10 protein-coding genes and 1 tRNA gene are annotated in these 16650 nt (G+C 47.1%); 4 read left to right on the plus strand and 7 right to left on the minus strand.

Features of this window, described 5'->3' with window-relative positions; translation table 11 throughout:
• Positions 1-8 precede the first annotated feature (8 nt).
• Together lpdA and PUP29_RS07220 are read left to right on the plus strand one after the other, a co-directional pair.
• Positions 9-1373 (plus strand): dihydrolipoyl dehydrogenase, encoded by a 1365-nt coding sequence (lpdA, locus tag PUP29_RS07215; protein WP_353422847.1) that lies wholly within the window; start codon positions 9-11, stop codon positions 1371-1373.
• A gap of 22 nt (positions 1374-1395) precedes the next feature.
• Positions 1396-3861 carry an alpha-ketoacid dehydrogenase subunit alpha/beta gene (locus PUP29_RS07220; RefSeq protein WP_353422848.1) on the plus strand — a complete coding sequence of 822 codons (2466 nt, stop codon included), beginning with the start codon at positions 1396-1398 and terminating at the stop codon, positions 3859-3861.
• Positions 3862-4281: 420 nt separating this feature from the next.
• On the opposite strand, the gene PUP29_RS07225 is transcribed toward PUP29_RS07220, so the two are convergent.
• The 5 genes from PUP29_RS07225 to PUP29_RS07245 form a co-directional block, all read right to left on the minus strand.
• Positions 4282-5793 carry a GH32 C-terminal domain-containing protein gene (locus PUP29_RS07225; RefSeq protein ID WP_079546533.1) on the minus strand — a complete coding sequence of 504 codons (1512 nt, stop codon included), beginning with the start codon at positions 5791-5793 and terminating at the stop codon, positions 4282-4284.
• Between the two features lie 31 nt (positions 5794-5824).
• Positions 5825-7309 carry a xylulokinase gene (xylB, locus tag PUP29_RS07230; protein ID WP_079546532.1) on the minus strand — a complete coding sequence of 495 codons (1485 nt, stop codon included), beginning with the start codon at positions 7307-7309 and terminating at the stop codon, positions 5825-5827.
• A 46-nt stretch (positions 7310-7355) separates the two neighbouring features.
• Complete coding sequence (locus PUP29_RS07235; RefSeq protein WP_079546531.1) at positions 7356-8351, minus strand: ABC transporter permease; 996 nt, start codon at positions 8349-8351, stop codon at positions 7356-7358.
• Between the two features lie 24 nt (positions 8352-8375).
• Positions 8376-9848, minus strand: coding sequence for a sugar ABC transporter ATP-binding protein (locus PUP29_RS07240; RefSeq protein ID WP_434542805.1), 1473 nt, complete (start codon positions 9846-9848; stop codon positions 8376-8378).
• 160 nt (positions 9849-10008) lie between these two features.
• Positions 10009-11088, minus strand: coding sequence for a sugar ABC transporter substrate-binding protein (locus PUP29_RS07245; protein WP_079546529.1), 1080 nt, complete (start codon positions 11086-11088; stop codon positions 10009-10011).
• 398 nt (positions 11089-11486) lie between these two features.
• Between PUP29_RS07245 and PUP29_RS07250 the strand changes: the two genes are divergently transcribed.
• Entirely contained in the window at positions 11487-12965 is a 1479-nt protein-coding gene (locus tag PUP29_RS07250; protein ID WP_079546528.1) for a family 43 glycosylhydrolase, read from the plus strand.
• Positions 12966-13050: 85 nt separating this feature from the next.
• On the opposite strand, the gene PUP29_RS07255 is transcribed toward PUP29_RS07250, so the two are convergent.
• Positions 13051-14274, minus strand: a complete 1224-nt coding sequence (locus PUP29_RS07255; protein WP_353422849.1) for an ROK family protein — start codon at positions 14272-14274, stop codon at positions 13051-13053.
• A gap of 1447 nt (positions 14275-15721) precedes the next feature.
• On the opposite strand from PUP29_RS07255, the gene PUP29_RS07260 reads away from it, so the two are divergent.
• Positions 15722-15895 (plus strand): hypothetical protein, encoded by a 174-nt coding sequence (locus tag PUP29_RS07260; RefSeq protein WP_353422850.1) that lies wholly within the window; start codon positions 15722-15724, stop codon positions 15893-15895.
• Positions 15896-16392: 497 nt separating this feature from the next.
• Here PUP29_RS07260 and PUP29_RS07265 read toward each other — a convergent pair.
• Positions 16393-16469: transfer RNA gene (locus PUP29_RS07265), tRNA-Arg, on the minus strand.
• Positions 16470-16650: the final 181 nt, after the last annotated feature.

Below are 16650 nucleotides of genomic sequence, written 5' to 3' on the forward strand. Positions count from 1 at the left end.
AACATATCATGGAATCATATGATATTGCCATAATCGGCGGCGGGCCTGCCGGGTATCTCGCGGCGGAACGCGCGGCTGACGCCGGAAAAAAAGTTTTGCTTGCGGAAAAGCGGACAGTCGGCGGCGTCTGTCTCAACGAAGGGTGCATTCCCACTAAAACTTTCCTTTATTCCGCAAAAATATTTGAATATGAAGACCATAAAGGCAAAGACTTAGGCCTTTGCTGTGAAAATGCAGCGCTTGACCACACTATGGTGCTTGCCCGCAAACGATCTGTGGTAAATACGCTTGTCGGCGGCGTATCCTCCGCCCTCACGCGTAAAAAGGTCGACGTCGTACGGGGCGAAGCGGGGCTACGCAGGGCGGAGCATGGGTTCACTATTCTGTGCGGCGGAAGCTCTTTCTGCGCAGAAAAAGTACTGCTTGCGACCGGTTCCGAACCCGTCATTCCCAATATCCCCGGCATTGCAGGCGGCATTGGAGACGGCTCGGTGCTTACCAGCCGCGAAATTTTGGAGCTGCAGGAAGTTCCTGAAGAGCTTGTCATTGTAGGGGCAGGCGTTATTGGTCTTGAAATGGCTGCTTATTTCAACATCGCGGGAAGTAAGGTCACCGTCGTCGAAATGCTGGAGCAGATCGGCGGCCCAATCGACGCCGAGCTTTCCTTCGCGCTGCAAACTCATCTGGAAAAAGCGGGGATCAAATTTATCTTGGGAAGCAAGGTCGTTGATGTGTCCGGAAAAACCGCACGTATCGAAACACCTTCCGGCAATCAAGACCTGCCTTATGATAAACTTCTGCTGTGTGTAGGAAGAAGGCCGTCCCTTCATATCCCGGGTCTTTCCGATATGGGCCTTTATGTGGAGCGCGGCGCGGTTTCAACAGATCTCCACTGTGAGACTAATATACCGAATCTATATGCGGCGGGTGATGTAAACGGAAAGTACATGCTTGCCCACGTTGCCTATCGTGAAGCTGAAGTAGCAATCAATAATATGACAGGAGTGCCGGACGAAATGGATTATGCCGCAGTCCCCGGCGTGATTTATACACAGCCGGAAGCTGCCTTCTGCGGTCTTACGGAACAGCAGGCGGATTCCCGGGGAATCAAAACAGTGGTCAAAAAAGCAACGATCAACCTAAGCGGACGGCACGTTGCCGAATATGGCATAAGCGAGGGCTTTTGTAAACTGATCCTTGATGAAAAAGGACAAACGGTTTTAGGAGCGGCACTGTTTTGCGCCTATGCTTCCGAGATAATTTATTCTCTTGCGCTGATGATCCAGAATAAGATCCCGGTAAAAAGCATCCGGAAAACGATCTTTCCTCATCCGACAGTCTGCGAAATTATTCGCGAAGTGCTTTTCATGTAACTTTTAGGAGGTAATCAAAATCATGACAAAAGAACTGTATCTTGATCCGGCTCAAATAAGAGCGCGCGGTACATCCGCATTCAAGGATATTCCACTGAACAACTATCAGAAAAAAATGAAGGACGTCCTCGGCGAATTCACCAGCGAAGAGCTCATCAATATCTTTTTCGATATGCTGACGATCCGCGAGTTCGAAACTATGATGCAGGATCTCCGTCTGACAGGCAAATATTGCGATATGGCTTACAACTATTCCGGTCCGGCACATCTTGGTATCGGTCAGGAAAGCGTCGCTGTCGGTCAAGCGTTCCTGCTCGACTGCAACGATGCGGTTTTCGGTACGCACCGCAGCCACGGCGAGCTGATTGCAAAAGGCTTTTCTGCTTTGCGCAAGCTGACAGACCGGGAACTTGAGGAGATCATGGAGCGTTCAAACGGCGGAGCGCAATACCGTGTCGTAAAAGAACATTTTTCCCTTGATGTCCGTGAAACCGCAAAACGTTTCTACCTATATGGTATTATGGCGGAGATATTTGGCCGCAAAAATGGTTTTGCGGAAGGCCTCGGCAATTCTATGCATGCGTTTTTTATTCCTTTCGGCGTTTATCCCAACAACGCCATCGTCGGGGGCAGCGCACCGATCGCGACAGGTGCGGCGCTCTACAAAAAGAATATGAGGAAAAAAGGTATCATAGTTGCCAATGCAGGCGACGGCTCGCTCGGCTGCGGCCCGGTATGGGAATCTATGAATTTCGCTTCTATGGATCAATATAAAACGCTATGGGAAGAAGGATATAAAGGCGGCCTGCCGATCCTCTTCAACTTTAACAATAACGGATACGGCATGGGCGGCCAAACCAGCGGCGAAACCATGGCATACGGCATACTCGCACGTGTGGGCGCCGGCATCAATCCAGATCAGATGCATGCGGAACGTATAGACGGTTTCAATGTATTCGCCGTGATCGATGCAATGAAACGCAAAAAAAAGCTGCTCGAAGAAGGAAAAGGCCCGGCTCTCCTCGATGTTATCACCTATCGTTTCTCCGGTCACTCCACATCGGACGCCAATCCCAACCGCACACAAGAAGAAATCAACGCTTGGGAGGCACAGGATGCGATTGCTGATTATGAAAAACAGCTTGTTGAAAATGCTGTCCTGACAAAGGAACAAGCTGATTCCCTGCGGGAAGAAGTACGCAGCCTGATTTTTTCCGTATTCAAGCTGGCGGTCGATGATAACATCTCTCCGCGTATGGACCTATTGAGAGAGCCGGACAGCATTGAAAAATATATGTATTCCAACCAGCACATGCCTAAAATGGCGGATACTCCCGTTGAGGTCTGTGCGCCTAAGGAAGAAAACCCGCGCCTTCAGCGCCTGAAGAAAAAGAGTCGCGACGGGATAAAGGACGGTAAAGAGCTGCCTTCTTCCGCAGTCGTTCAGCTGCGCGACGCGATTTTTGAGTCTGTTCTGGATAAATTCTATGAGGATCCGACCTTGGTGTCGTTCGGCGAAGACCTAAGGATCTGGGGCAGCGCCTACGGGGCTTATAAGGACCTCGATAAGTCTGTTCCTTATCACCGGCTTTTCAACTCCGGGATATCGGAATCCGCCATTGTCGGCGCTTCCGTCGGGTATGCCATGATGGGCGGCAGAGCGCTTCCTGAGCTGATGTACTGTGACTTTCTTGGCCGCGCAGGCGATGAAGTACTCAACCAGCTGGCAAAATGGCAGAGTATGACTGCAGGACAGGTGAGAATGCCGGTCGTTCTGCGTATGGGCGTGGGTGCAAAATATGGCGCGCAGCACTCTCAAGACTGGTCGAGTATCTGCGCACACGTTCCCGGTCTTAAGGTCGTATTCCCCGTCACCCCATATGACGCAAAGGGGCTTCTTAACTCCGCTCTCTCCGGAACGGATCCCGTTATTTATCTTGAAAGTCAATCTCTCTATGGTATTGGCGAAACTTTCCACAAAGGCGGCGTTCCAGAGGATTATTATGAAATCCCGATTGGGGAGCCGGATATCAAAAGGCGTGGCTCCGATCTTACGATCCTGACCATTGGCGCTACGCTGTATAAGGCGATAGAGGCCGCAAAGCTCTTTGAAGATCAGTATGGAATCAGCGCGGAAGTGATCGACGCGCGGAGCATTGTTCCTTTTAATTTTGGTCCGGTTCAGGAATCTGTAAAAAAGACAGGCCGTATCATCATCGCAAGCGACGCATGTCAGAAAGGTTCCATCATCAATGATTTCGCCCAGAATATCTGTTCCTCCCTGTTCAATTATCTGGATGCTCCGCCTGTTGTGTTAGGCGCCAGAAACTGGATCACCCCCGTATATGAATTGGAGGATTCTTTCTTTCCGCAGGCTGATTGGTTTCTCGACGCATATCACCAGAAAATACAGCCGCTTCCGGGTTATACGCCAAAGCGTTCCTTTTCGGTCGCCGAAATGGACCGCCGAAACAAAGCAGGTGTATAAGGATATTCGTTCCATGTAAATTTTTTGTGGCATACCTCACGAAAGGGCCTGTCCACGCTGCCGCGGCAGCGCTCAGACAGGTCCTTTCTATTTTTCTTTTGCCCCGCGCCTAATGTTTCTCTCATTTCCGATATCCGGTACTATATCTTTGTTCCTTCAGCCCAACGCTGTCATAGAGTCTTTTTCTATTTATAAGCAGCCATTGCAGCCTCTCAATATGTAGGCTCTTTATTCTTGCAATGCCGTTTAGACAAACCATCTCAGTTGTTTCCCGGTTATCAAAACCGCCCCCTGCCATTTCCTTTCCCGAAATGTTAAAGCAGCATGCCCAGTATAGCCATCACGCAATAAAAAACCGGAGTTTCATAAAATCTCCGGTTTTTTATCTCTGTTTTAATTTATTTTGCAGCTGTATGCCGTTCAATCTATTTCTTCATTCAATTCGATCTGTGTTACATCAAGAACGCCGTCCTCGACAAAGAGTCCGAATTTATGGAAGGGTGCTCCGCCCGTAGGATCATAGATGCGGAAAGAAAGAGCCAGCTCGTCGTTTACAAAGCATTCGACAAAAGAATCATCCACAAAGGCTTTTACATCGATTTCCTTACCGTTTTCGATCCTGATCGGACGTTCGATCGTCCTCGGACCATCTACCTCCATCGGCGCATCGTCGATTTTTGGGTTCAATGTTTCCCAGAAAGGATCCAATGCGACCGGGTAGCGTGTGATACTCACCCGTGACCTTGCGGGCTCAAAAATCAGTTCCCACGACGGAGACAGGCCTTCCGTACTCTTCAGAAGCAGACCGAATGCTCCGTATCCGTCCTTCAGGTTCAGCTTTGCATGCAGCATCACCGCATCTTTGCTCTCTTCTTCAAAGAAACCGTAAGCAAACGTAGACGTAGAATCCACCTGAATGGAATCTCCGTCTTGCCGCCAATCGCCCATCATTTGCTTAAATTTCTTCTGTACCGGTTTGGCGAAATTGTCTACGATCTCATGCGGTACGCATACTGCGAGAGAACCATCCTCCCTCTGCAGAAGTTCGTGCGGCATTGCCATATCGCCCGCATAGGTCCATCTGCCCTCGTTTGTCAGTGTTTCACGTTCATAAATATTTCCCCACTGAAAGCGGCGTTTTCCGTCTGTAAGAGATTTTGCCGCATAGAAGCGCCTCCCGTCAAACCCCGGAAGGCTCGGAACACGCCACGGCCCATGACAGCTTTTAGATATACGGTAGGTCGTCTTGGCATTCTGGTCAAAATGCGAATAAACAAGATACCACCAGTCACCCATTTTGAACATTTCCGGGCATTCCGGGCAAATCATATACCACGGAGCATATAATATATTGTCTTCGCTCCAGTTCCACAAGTCTTTCGACGTACGATAGGTGATAACGCCTTTCCGATGGAACGGACCGCCATCCTGATATCTTGCAGCCAGTACCATCCAATATATTTGTTCATCTTCATTCCAGAACACATAGGAATCTCGGTAATCGATCTGTTCCAGATCAGCTGCCGGACGGAGTGTCGGAAAATCCGGACGTTTCGTATATTGATATCCGTCTTCACTAGTCGCAAGACAGATTTTCTGTGGATTTTCCGCATCGTGATCGAACGCGCAATAGAACAGATAGAACATACCATCGTCGCGTTTGCGTACTAAACTGCCAGTCCAGCACCCATCCTCATCTATCTCTCCGGGCTTACCGGGATAAAGCGCAGGCTCATGTACGGTCCAATGTACCATATCTGTGCTGGAAATGTGACGCTGCGTATCCTTGCTCCGAATTTCCGGTACGATCTCGCCCAGAGAATCCCACGGCGGACTCAAGTGTATCACATGATAAGCCCCGTCAACAAACAAGGGCATCGGATCACTTGCAGGCGGGTTATTCGTGCCTGAGCGGCGATAAATATTAGACATAATCTTATCCTCCTTAATATCGTCTTTTTTATTAATTTTTTTCAAACAAATCTTTATTTCTCTGATAGAGTTCTATGAAGACAGCGTAGGCCTTACGGTAGCATTCTGCGTTCTTGCTATTTGGAAAGTAAACCTTTTTGTCCATCTCTATTAGATGTGCATAGTCGGCGTCTGAACGAAATATTCCCGCTCCCAGTGCCGCAAGAATTCCTGCTCCGAGCGCTGCCTGTTCTTTTATTTTTGAAACCACGACCGGTTTTTCATAAATATCCGCTTGTATTTGCAGCCATACGGGGCTTGACACAGCGCCGCCCGAGGCAATAATTTTATTTGTCTGTATTCCCAGCCCCCGGAAAATTTCCAACGTGCTTTTTAAACTGTATACTACGCCCTCCATCACTGCGCGGGCCAAATACCGTGAATCATGTTTTAAATGAAGGCCGAATAATATCCCTTTTGCTTTTGGATTCATGTAGGGCGTTCGTTCGCCGGTCAGATGCGGAAGAAAAATAACACCATCGCTTCCAGCGGGGATCTCGGAGGCCATTTTACTCAATTCTTCAAAGGAGGCCGCCTTTAATATATTATTCTTCAGCCACTTCAGCGACATACCGCTGCATAACGTCGCACCATAGATAATATATCCACGGTTTACCGCATGGCAAAAAGTATGTGTCCTCATCATCGGGTCGAAAACATCCTTGTCGATATAGGAGGATATTTCACCTCCTGTACCGATATTGGATATGACGATACCTTCTTTGTCAGCACCATTCCCAATCCCCTGACACTGCTGATCTCCCGCGCCGTAAATCACAGGGATCCCCACCGCGAGCCCAGTCTGCCTCATGCATTCGGCCGTAGTTTCCCCGGCGACTTCCGTTGATTCATGACATTCCGGCAGCAAACCGCTTTCCACAGAAAACTTTTCCGCAATCCGGTAGGCCCAGTCGCGCCGGCCGATATCAAAGCATCCTGTTGAAGCTGCATCCGTCACATCAGAAGCGATTTTTCCGGTCAGCTTCATACGAATGTAATCCTTTGGCAGGAAAATCTTATCGATCTGCCGGTATATCTCCGGCTCATGTTCCCTGACCCACAGCAATGATGGGAAAGCAAAACCTGTAAAAGGCTCGTTTTGCAGTATATTTTGGATTTCGTTGTGCGATACTCTACGTTGGAGCTCCCTTACTTGTTCCTCTGAGCGCTGATCAAGCCAGATGATCGCCGGCCGCACCGGGTTCCCTGCCCGGTCTACTGCGACCAGTCCGTGCATCTGTCCCGAAAGTCCAACAGCTGCAATTTTTTGAAACACATCCGAATATTTTTCTTTCAATTCCAGAAGGATCTTACAGGTGGCGTTCCACCACATCTCAGGTTCTTGTTCCGCATATCCGTTTATGGGGATGGATACATCATAATCTTGAGAAGCCTGCCCGATCACGCCTCTTTCGCAGTCGATCAGCAACGCTTTCACACTTGATGTTCCCAGATCTATTCCTAAAACTACCGACATATTTTTTCCTTTTCGACGTTACAATTTTTCTGCATTATCCTATTATTCAAAACTTCTGGTTCCGCTTTTTCAGGAAATCGATCATAACGGCGATCAAAATCACAATTCCCTGCACGATATATTGCCACGATGAATCTATCCCTAGGAGATTCATCCCGTTATTAAGCACTGCGATGATAAAGCAGCCAATCACTGTACCGGACAGCGTTCCCACACCGCCTGTCATACTGGTCCCTCCCAGAATAACTGCCGCAATCGCATCCATCTCCGCGCCATCGCCTACATTAAATTGTCCTGAAAACGTCCTCGATGCGCTTATAATACCCGCAAAGGAAGCAAGCAGCCCCGCAAGGATATATACGGTGAATGTGACATTTTTAGCGTTGATACCGGAATAAATCGCAGCCTGCTTGTTTCCGCCAACCGCATAGATATGCCGCCCGAACCGTGTAAAAGCGAGTATGCAGCCTACAACTGCAATTGCAATGATCATATAAATGACCGGCGCCGGTATCGCACCATAATAGCCTGTGCCGATAAAGCCAAACAGGTCATCTGAAACCATAATTGTTTTATTCGCAGTATAGACCCGCGCAAAACCGCGCCCAATATTCATTGTCGCCAACGTCACAATAAAAGGCGGTATCGTTGTCCGCGAGATCACAAGTCCGTTAAATACGCCGACCAGTGTACCTGCCCCCATCGCCAGCAAAATGGCAAGTCCGGATGGGAGCCCATTATTGGTAATGAGCCCCGCGCAGAGGCAGCCCGAAACCGCAATCACAGATCCTACCGAGAGATCGATTCCGCCGAGAATAATGACCATCGTCATACCGCAGGCTAAAAATGCGTTGACCGACATCTGCCGCAGTACATTGATAATGTTTCTGGACGTCGCGAAAGAATCCGTAAAAATCGCCAGCAAGACGCACATTGCGATCAGCCCAATTAAAATCCCCAGTTTGTCTTTCAATCCAGTCTTCAAAGAACCGCCGAATCTCGAAAGGGAACTCCTGTTCCCCAGCATTTCCTGACCTTTCATATTTCCCTCCTGTATATTTCTGTATTATGCAACGATATCCGTTGTCGCTAATGTCATGATTTTTTCCTGATCTAATTCAGCGCGGTCCAGAATACCCGTTGTCCGTCCATGACACATAACTACCACGCGATCACTCATATTGATGAGTTCCGGAAGCTCAGACGATACCATAATGATGGAGAGTCCGTTCGCGGCCAGTTCATTGATCAGATAGTATATTTCTGCTTTGGTTTTGACATCTACGCCGCGCGTCGGCTCGTCTAATATCAATATTTTTTCCGTGCACATCAGCCAGCGGCTGATCAGCACCTTCTGTTGATTCCCTCCGGAAAGGCCCGATACGAGCTGTTCCGGCGAAGCCACCTTGATCGACATTTTTTTGATATACTCGTCTACAAGCCGCATTTCTTTCGCCCTGCTGTAAGATATCCCCTTAATGAACTGTTTTAATACGTCGATCGTCATATTGAACCGCACGCTGGATTCCTGAAATAAACCTAAATCTTTCCTGTCTTCCGGAACCATTCCGATCCCAAGCCTGATCGCCTCTTGGGGATCACTGATTTTTACTTCTTCCCCATTCAATCTGATCGTTCCAGAAATAGGTTTTTGGAGCCCGAACAAAATTTTCATCGTTTCACTGCGTCCTGCCCCAACGAGGCCGGAGAATCCAAGGATCTCACCCCTGCGCAGGTTGAAGCTCGCATCCAATACATCTTTTCCATCTGAGAGGTGTTCCGCCTCTAAAATAACTTCTTCCGTCGCCGTATCCGTTTTTGTATAATAGCTCGAAAGCTCGCGTCCGACCATGAGCGCCACCAGTCTCTCCCGCGGCGTTTCCGAAGTGACTACTGTATCGATATATTGGCCGTCGCGCATGATCGTGATACGGTCTGCGATCTCGTCCAGTTCAGCCATTCTATGTGAAATATAAATAATTCCGATTTTACGTTCTTTGAGCTTACGAACCGTATCAAACAGGATATCGACCTCTTTTGTAGAAAGAGAAGAGGTTGGTTCGTCCATCACAATGATTCGTGCTCCAAACGAAATTGCACGGATGATCTCGACCATTTGCTGCTGTGCGATCGTGAGTTCGCCAAGAAGCTGTCCGGCCCGGACATCCATTTCATATTCGTCTAAAATTTCCTGCGCCCGTTTATTTTGCTGTACCTTTTTCACGAAACCGGATTTTGTTTCCTCCTGTCCCAGAAAAATATTCTCAGCAACCGAAAGATACGGCACGCTCATCAATTCCTGATGGATAACGCTCACACCATTTGCACGCGCACTTTCCACGTCATGAATATCAACCTGTTTTCCGTCAATATGAATTTCCCCTTCATCCTTTGTATAGATCCCGCCGAGCACCTTGATCAATGTAGACTTTCCCGCGCCGTTTTCTCCTAGCAGCGCATGGACTTCTCCTGCTTTTACTGTCAACTGGACATCATCAAGAGCTTTTACGCCTGGAAAACGCTTGCATATATGTTTCATTTCCAGTAATTCACTCAACTTTTTTTCCTCCCCATCGTGAGATCATCTGATCCAGCCAGCATTCCTTGCCCTACTGGTTACATTTAAAATTATTTGGCGCTTCCCGCATTCTCGGCCGCGGGAAGCGCCAGTATTACTTATCCGCCTTTTATTTTACTGATTACTGCCAGCCGTCTAACGGATAATCATTTACGTTGTCCGCATTGATAATAAAAGGTGCTACGTCGATCTGTTTTGGGAATTCTTCCCCTTTCAGGATCTTGTATGCGACTTCAATACTCTGCTGTCCCATTCCGATCGTAGACTGCGCCGCCGTTGCCTTATAGGGCGAATCTGCTTTTGCAATTTCCACCTTTGTTTCCGGATTGCCGTTTACACCATAGATCGCAACATCGTCGCCCGATGCTACGACCGCCGCATACGCGCCCATTCCGGATTCATCGTTGATTGCAAAAATCGCTGTCAGGTCACTATGGGCCTGTAAAATATCTTCTGTCACGGAAAGGCCTGTTTCCGGTTTTCCGCTTGCATCAAATTGTGCTACCACTTCGAAATTGCTTCCTTTCAGCGCATCAATGAAGCCATTTGCACGGTCAACGGCGGCTGTATTGATCGGATAATCAAGCACTGCCACTTTACCGCCGTCCGGAAAATCTTTCATCATCTGTTCGGCCGCAATTTGTCCGGCTTTGTAGTTATCCGTCGCCACAAACGTATCTACAAGCTCGATATCTGCAACCGCCGAGTCAAAATTAATGATCGGGATCCCTGCATCAACCAGCGCTTGCACTGCCGGTTTGCACGCTTCCGCATCTACCGGATTAAAGAATACCGCATCTACATCCTGACTGATAAAATCCTCAATGACCTGCAACTGCGCATTACTGTCCGATTGTCCTTCCAGATGGATGATCTCATCTCCGTTTTGTAGTACCACCTCTTCAATTGCCCCATAAACAGAATCAAAGAAACTGCCCGCGCCCCATTCTGTAAAACCGAACACATAATGATCACCGTTCTTGGGTTCCCGCGCTTCGTACTGAGCTGTTTCCACAGCCTCTGAAGCGGATGCATCCGCAGATTCCGCTGTTGTGGCAGGTTCCGTTTCTTTCGGCTCCTCGGATACCGCAACAGATTCCGTTGCCGGAGCAGATCCCGTCTCTGCCGGGGCCTCCGCGCTGCATGCAACAGCACTGCACGCGAGCACTACACACAATACGATCAATAGTACCTTTTTCATTGTTTCCTCCACAAATTATTTTATTTTGCCCTTTCAGGCAAACTCTGATATCTGGTTTTCTGCCGTCCGTTCTTTAAGACTCTTGAGTTTTTCTGTGCTATTCTTTTTTAATATTGGATAATCATTTAATTATTTTATCGAATTAATTATATTATTCATTTTATATTATGTCAATATATTTTTTCCTCTATTTTTTATTCATTAAAAAAATCCTTTATATATGCGGAGTTTCATTCCAAATTTCATCTTTTTATGAATTTATAAATTTTATTAATTAATTTATTGACATAATTATTTTCCTGTGTTAATCTCTCTTTAAAATAGAAATAATTATTAAGCAGTTATTCGCCATCATTTTTTAAAAATCATGCTTTACAATAAAATACGAGGTGAAAAATATGAAGTTATTCAGAAGAAGTAAAGAAGGTTTTGCATCCGGAGACGCGATCCCATTCTATCATGACGGCGTTTATCATTTATTTTATCTGACAAGCCCGCCGGACACCACTCGGTATCCCGATCGGGTTCGTACAACGTGGCAGCATGCCCGTTCAGCCGATCTCGTTCATTGGGAGGAGCTTCCTCCAGCGCTTGTTCCCGGCGAGGAGCCTCAGGTAGATGCAAATGGCTGTTGGACAGGTTCTGCTATTTATGCGGAGGGAAAATACCATATTTTTTATACTGGTTATCATATTTCCGCTGAATTCCCGCAGACCATTTGTCATGCAACCAGTGACGACAGCATTGTATGGGTAAAAGATGAGGACAGCCCCTACATCGTTCCGGATACAAGGTATTACGAATCCATAGATTGGCGTGATCCCTATGTTTTTTATAACGATGAGGATGCGTGCTATTGGATGCTGATTGCTGCGCGCCGTAATGAAGGGCCGGAAAATAGACGTGGCTGCGTCGTACTTTACAAATCCCAGAATTTAAGGACCTTTGAGCACTACGGCGTCCTCTATGAGCCTTACCACACAAACTGTCCTGAATGCCCGGAGATGTATCGTCTTGGAAATTTCTGGTATCTCTCCTATTCTCGTTTTTCCGAACGCGCGCAGACTCTCTATCGTTTTTCTATGTCTCCTTACGGTCCATGGCGTACTCCGCAGTTTGACGGTATTGACTGCCGCCGCTTTTATGCAGCGAAATCACTAAGCGACAAAGAAGGCCATCGCTTCTATTTCGGATGGATCCATGACCGCGAGGGCGCTTCTGATGAAGGCTGGTGGCAATGGGGCGGCGACTTCGCGATCCCGCATGAGGTAAAATCCGCACCGGACGGCAATCTTTATGTATCTATGCCTGAAAATATCTATCATTCTTTTGGTGCAGGATTTTCCGCAGATTTCAGACCTCATTTTGGTAATACACGCAGTTACGGCAACAAGTCCGTTTCCATCAATTCCATCGGCTCACTCAGCTACGGATTTTTTGATCTGCCTGCCCAAAAAGAATTTCTCTTTGAATGCAATATCGTTCCCAGCGACTGTGGAGATTATTTTGGTATCACGTTGAAAACAGATTCTGATCTTGATAAGGGATATCTGCTTGCTTTCGATCTCGCCGGACAACGCGTTTCCCTCAACAAACTTCCCGCACCCCTTGATCCTTTCTGGGCAACACTTTCAGGGAAAGAACAGCCCCTTCCCGAGGTGGACGGTCCCCGTGTATGCGAGAAAACATTTCCTTTTGGAAGCGGAGATACTATCAATGTTAAGATCGTAGTCGGCAAAACCACTATTGAAGCGTTTATAGACGATATGATCGCTTTCTCCTATCGTTCCTACGAACCTGCAGAGCACGAAATCGGCCTGTTCGCGCAAGACAGTAACGTGGACTTCCATAACCTTTCTTTTCAGAATCTGGAATAGCCTCTTTCCCACGCTCCAATAAAATATCCCGGCAAAATCGCCGGGATATTTTATTTTTACGGTATACTCTGCCCCGATCCTTCCCTCATTCAGCCGACCTTTCCTCTGCACTATCGAACAATTCCGTATTTTTAAACAGGTGATCAATCGCGACGGCACTCGCTCCAATATAGGCGGGATCCGGCTGGAAGGATGACAGGCGTACATTCACGTTTTCTGCGATCCGTTTTGACTTAAGCTTATCGACGTTCTGCATGATCTCATCGATCAGCAGCGGGCCAATAGCAGCCATTTCATCTCCAATGATCAGAGTGTGCGGATTATAGATATAAATAATATTGATGATTCCCACACTCAGGTAGTAAACGATTTTTTTAAAAACAGAATAGGCCATCTTATCCTTTTCCACTGTCGCCTCAATCAGTTCATCCAACGTAAAGCCTTCCTTGAGCATGGTCTTTTTTCCACTGCTCCGTTCTCTTTCTGCCTGCTCCATAAACGCTCTGCTCGATGCATAGAGCGTCAAGCATCCCCTGTTTCCACATTCGCATTTGATTCCGTTTGCATTAATACTGGCATGCCCTACCTCGCCCGCAATGCCGAGGGAGCCACGGATGATCCGTCCATGATAGGATATCCCCGCGCCAATGCCTTGTCCGACCGCGAGATAGATAATAGTGTCATTTGAAAACTTTGTTTCACGAAAAGAGCATTCCGCAAGTACTCCCGCGTTGGCGTCGTGATCTACCACGACCGGAATACTGAAATCCTGTTCCAGCTCCTTTTTGATCGATACCTTTTCCCATCCGGGCGCGTCTGTTATAATGCCGATTTCTCCCTCCTTATAAAAATAAGGACCAGGCACCGCAACGCCAATCGCGGAAATAATTTTGTCATTTTCAGCGATCACTCTTTTGATCGTACGCTTGATCTTGGCGATGATCATTTCCGGCGCTTGACCGCTAACGTTTTCCTTATAAGGTTTTGAAACTTCTTCTCCAAGGAAATCAACGAGACCGACCATAAAATATCTCCTTGAGATGCGAACCGCTGCCACACAATGCCGTTTCCGTTCCAGCGTAACAGCAATAGAACGCCTCCCTCTCATGCCTTCCAAAAAGCCGATCTCCTCAACGATCCCCCACGCAATAAAATCATTGATAATATTGGTAATAGTCGCCTGCTTCAGCCCTGATTGTTTGGAAAGTTCGGAACGCGCACATATCTTGTTTTGCTGAAGCAGCTTCAAGACCAACGTCCTGTTCATCTGCTGAATATTTTCAAGATTTTTTCCTTTTGTAGCAGCCATATAAATTCTCATTCCCCACTTTCTCAATACATATCCTGTCTGAAAACGGTCCATCGCAGGAAAACCGTTTTTTCTTTGATATTATCTTATACCAAATTTCATATACAAGCAATTATAATTTTTTTGTTTAATTATTTTATTTTATAAATAAATTCATAATATGAATGATTTCATTACAGCTTTTATATAAATCAATGATATTTTTTGGCAGCGTTAAAGCATCGTTTGCAAGGATATATCGGACGGTTAGCCGTTTCTCCTTTTTTAAAATGCACCTCCGTTTGTTAGGTTTTATCTAACTTTCGGGGTGCACTTCAGGCTCAATGGTGACGATTATTTTATACCTTACGCTTAGGGCTAACCTCAGTTTCTTTTTTTACTTCCCGTTTTTCTCATAATATATCGCAACTGTGTCGCAAACCGCAAAATTTCAAAGAAAAAAAAGCCTTTAACCATCGGGTTAAAGGCTTTTTTCTGGTGTGCCAGAAGAGATAGCGCGCGCTGCGCCTTTGGCTTGCGCTTGCATGAACCCCCGGGGCTTCGAATCCTCCATGACATAAAAAATACCATTCCGTACGCTTCGCGTACGGAATGGTATTTTTAATATCTCGACAAAAAAGATGCCAAGAAAAATGAAGGGGTCCCGCGAAAGCCCAATGAAGCATGGCGAAATGGATTTCGCGGGGATAAAGGAAGTGCGCGGCGCGCACCCGTACCATATTGAAAAATGAGTTGTCATTATACTGCAAAAACTGTCCGGCGCAAACTCTTTTCTCTTATCACACGCCCGCGTGTTTTTTCCCCCTCAAACTCCCCCTTTTTTCCCCCCGCACACAAACATCAATGAAACGCTCATGTGTGCGGGGGCATTTTGTTTCGGTAGGCAACCGCGCCGCGTCTCGGGTCATGCTTGCGGCGCGGTTGCCTTTTTATTGATAGCTTGCTCGCTTCATGAGAGGGGAAAAAACAGAAAACCGCAAGCCCGGCTTGCGGCGCGGGCTTTTTATGCGTTCCCGCTTCCCGCCGCTTATGTGTGGGCGGCTCCCGTTCGCTTCGGCTCACCGCCGCCATAAGTGCGCCTATTTTTTAAACTAACGGGTATTCCTCCCGGGTCGTGGTGTGCAAGCACGCGCTCCGAACACGCCCTACGCGCTTCATAACGCCGTTAATCACACGGCGTTATTCCGCTTGCCGGGCGGTTCCTCGCTTACCCCAACGCACTCACGGCACTTCGCTTGTTCGAGTGCGCCGGGGACCCCATTTTAGCGGCGTATTGCGCCGCCCTGCGTCCTATCCTGCCGCCTTGCGAATCTTTCCAGTATCGCATATTTTCCCCGCCTTGCGGCAATGGTAAACGCTCCGCGCACTCCGTGCCATTGTCGCGGCGGTAAAATATGCCCTATATCATAAAAATTCGCATTTTTGCGGCGAAAGGCGGTTTTCAATCATGAAAAAATATCTTTGTCGGAATTTCATCGTCATTGTTTTTCAAAACGGGAAAGTGGCATTTCAGCCTAACAGCTTCAACTGCTCCGTTGCGGATTCCGTAACGGAAGCCAAAAAAGAAATTGACCTTTTTTGGAAAATCTATCACGCTTGTTTCAATGAAAAGAAAAAGTAACTTTGTTGCTTTTTCCTTTTTGCCACGTTAAAATATAATTTGCAAGGGTACATAAGCGGGCGGTTAGTCACTCCCTTATGAAAGGGGATGAGGCTTATGGAATTAGTATTTTTAGTAATTTCATTGGTCGTGCTCTGGAAAATTTTTTCAGACATCAAAAAATAACCGCCCCTGCACGGACGGTTATTTAAACAAATAACACACCGGGCTAACCGCTTTGCGGTTGTACCCTTGCTTTTATTATACACACTATTCACAAAATTATGCAATAGTTTCTTTTTTTCTTTTTCATTTTTTCCTATAATGTGTCACAAATCAAAAACAAGAAGATAAAGAAAAAAGCCTTTAACCCGTATGGTTAAAGGCTTTTTTCTGGTGTGCCAGAAGGGATAGCGCGCGCTGCGCCTTTGGCTTGCGCTTGCATGAACCCCCGGGGCTTCGAATCCTCCATGACATAAAAAATGCCATTCCATACGCTTCGCGCACGGAATGGCATTTGGTGTGCCAGAAGGGATTCGAACCCCCGACCTTTTGATTCGTAGTCAAACACTCTATCCAGCTGAGCTACTGGCACAACTATAAAATTGAAGCTCTATTATTATATAATAAAGCATTTAGGAAGTCAACGGCTGCGGGCAAAAATATTTTCCGCTTCATTTTCACTCTATACGCCCGTTTCTATCCTCTTTATGGCATAGCCTGTGAGATATCCCGATCCGCTCTTCCCTGCCCCCGCACATGGTCAGATTTCTCAT

It is taken from the genome of Christensenella massiliensis (assembly GCF_040409835.1).
GTDB lineage: Bacteria > Bacillota > Clostridia > Christensenellales > Christensenellaceae > Christensenella > Christensenella massiliensis.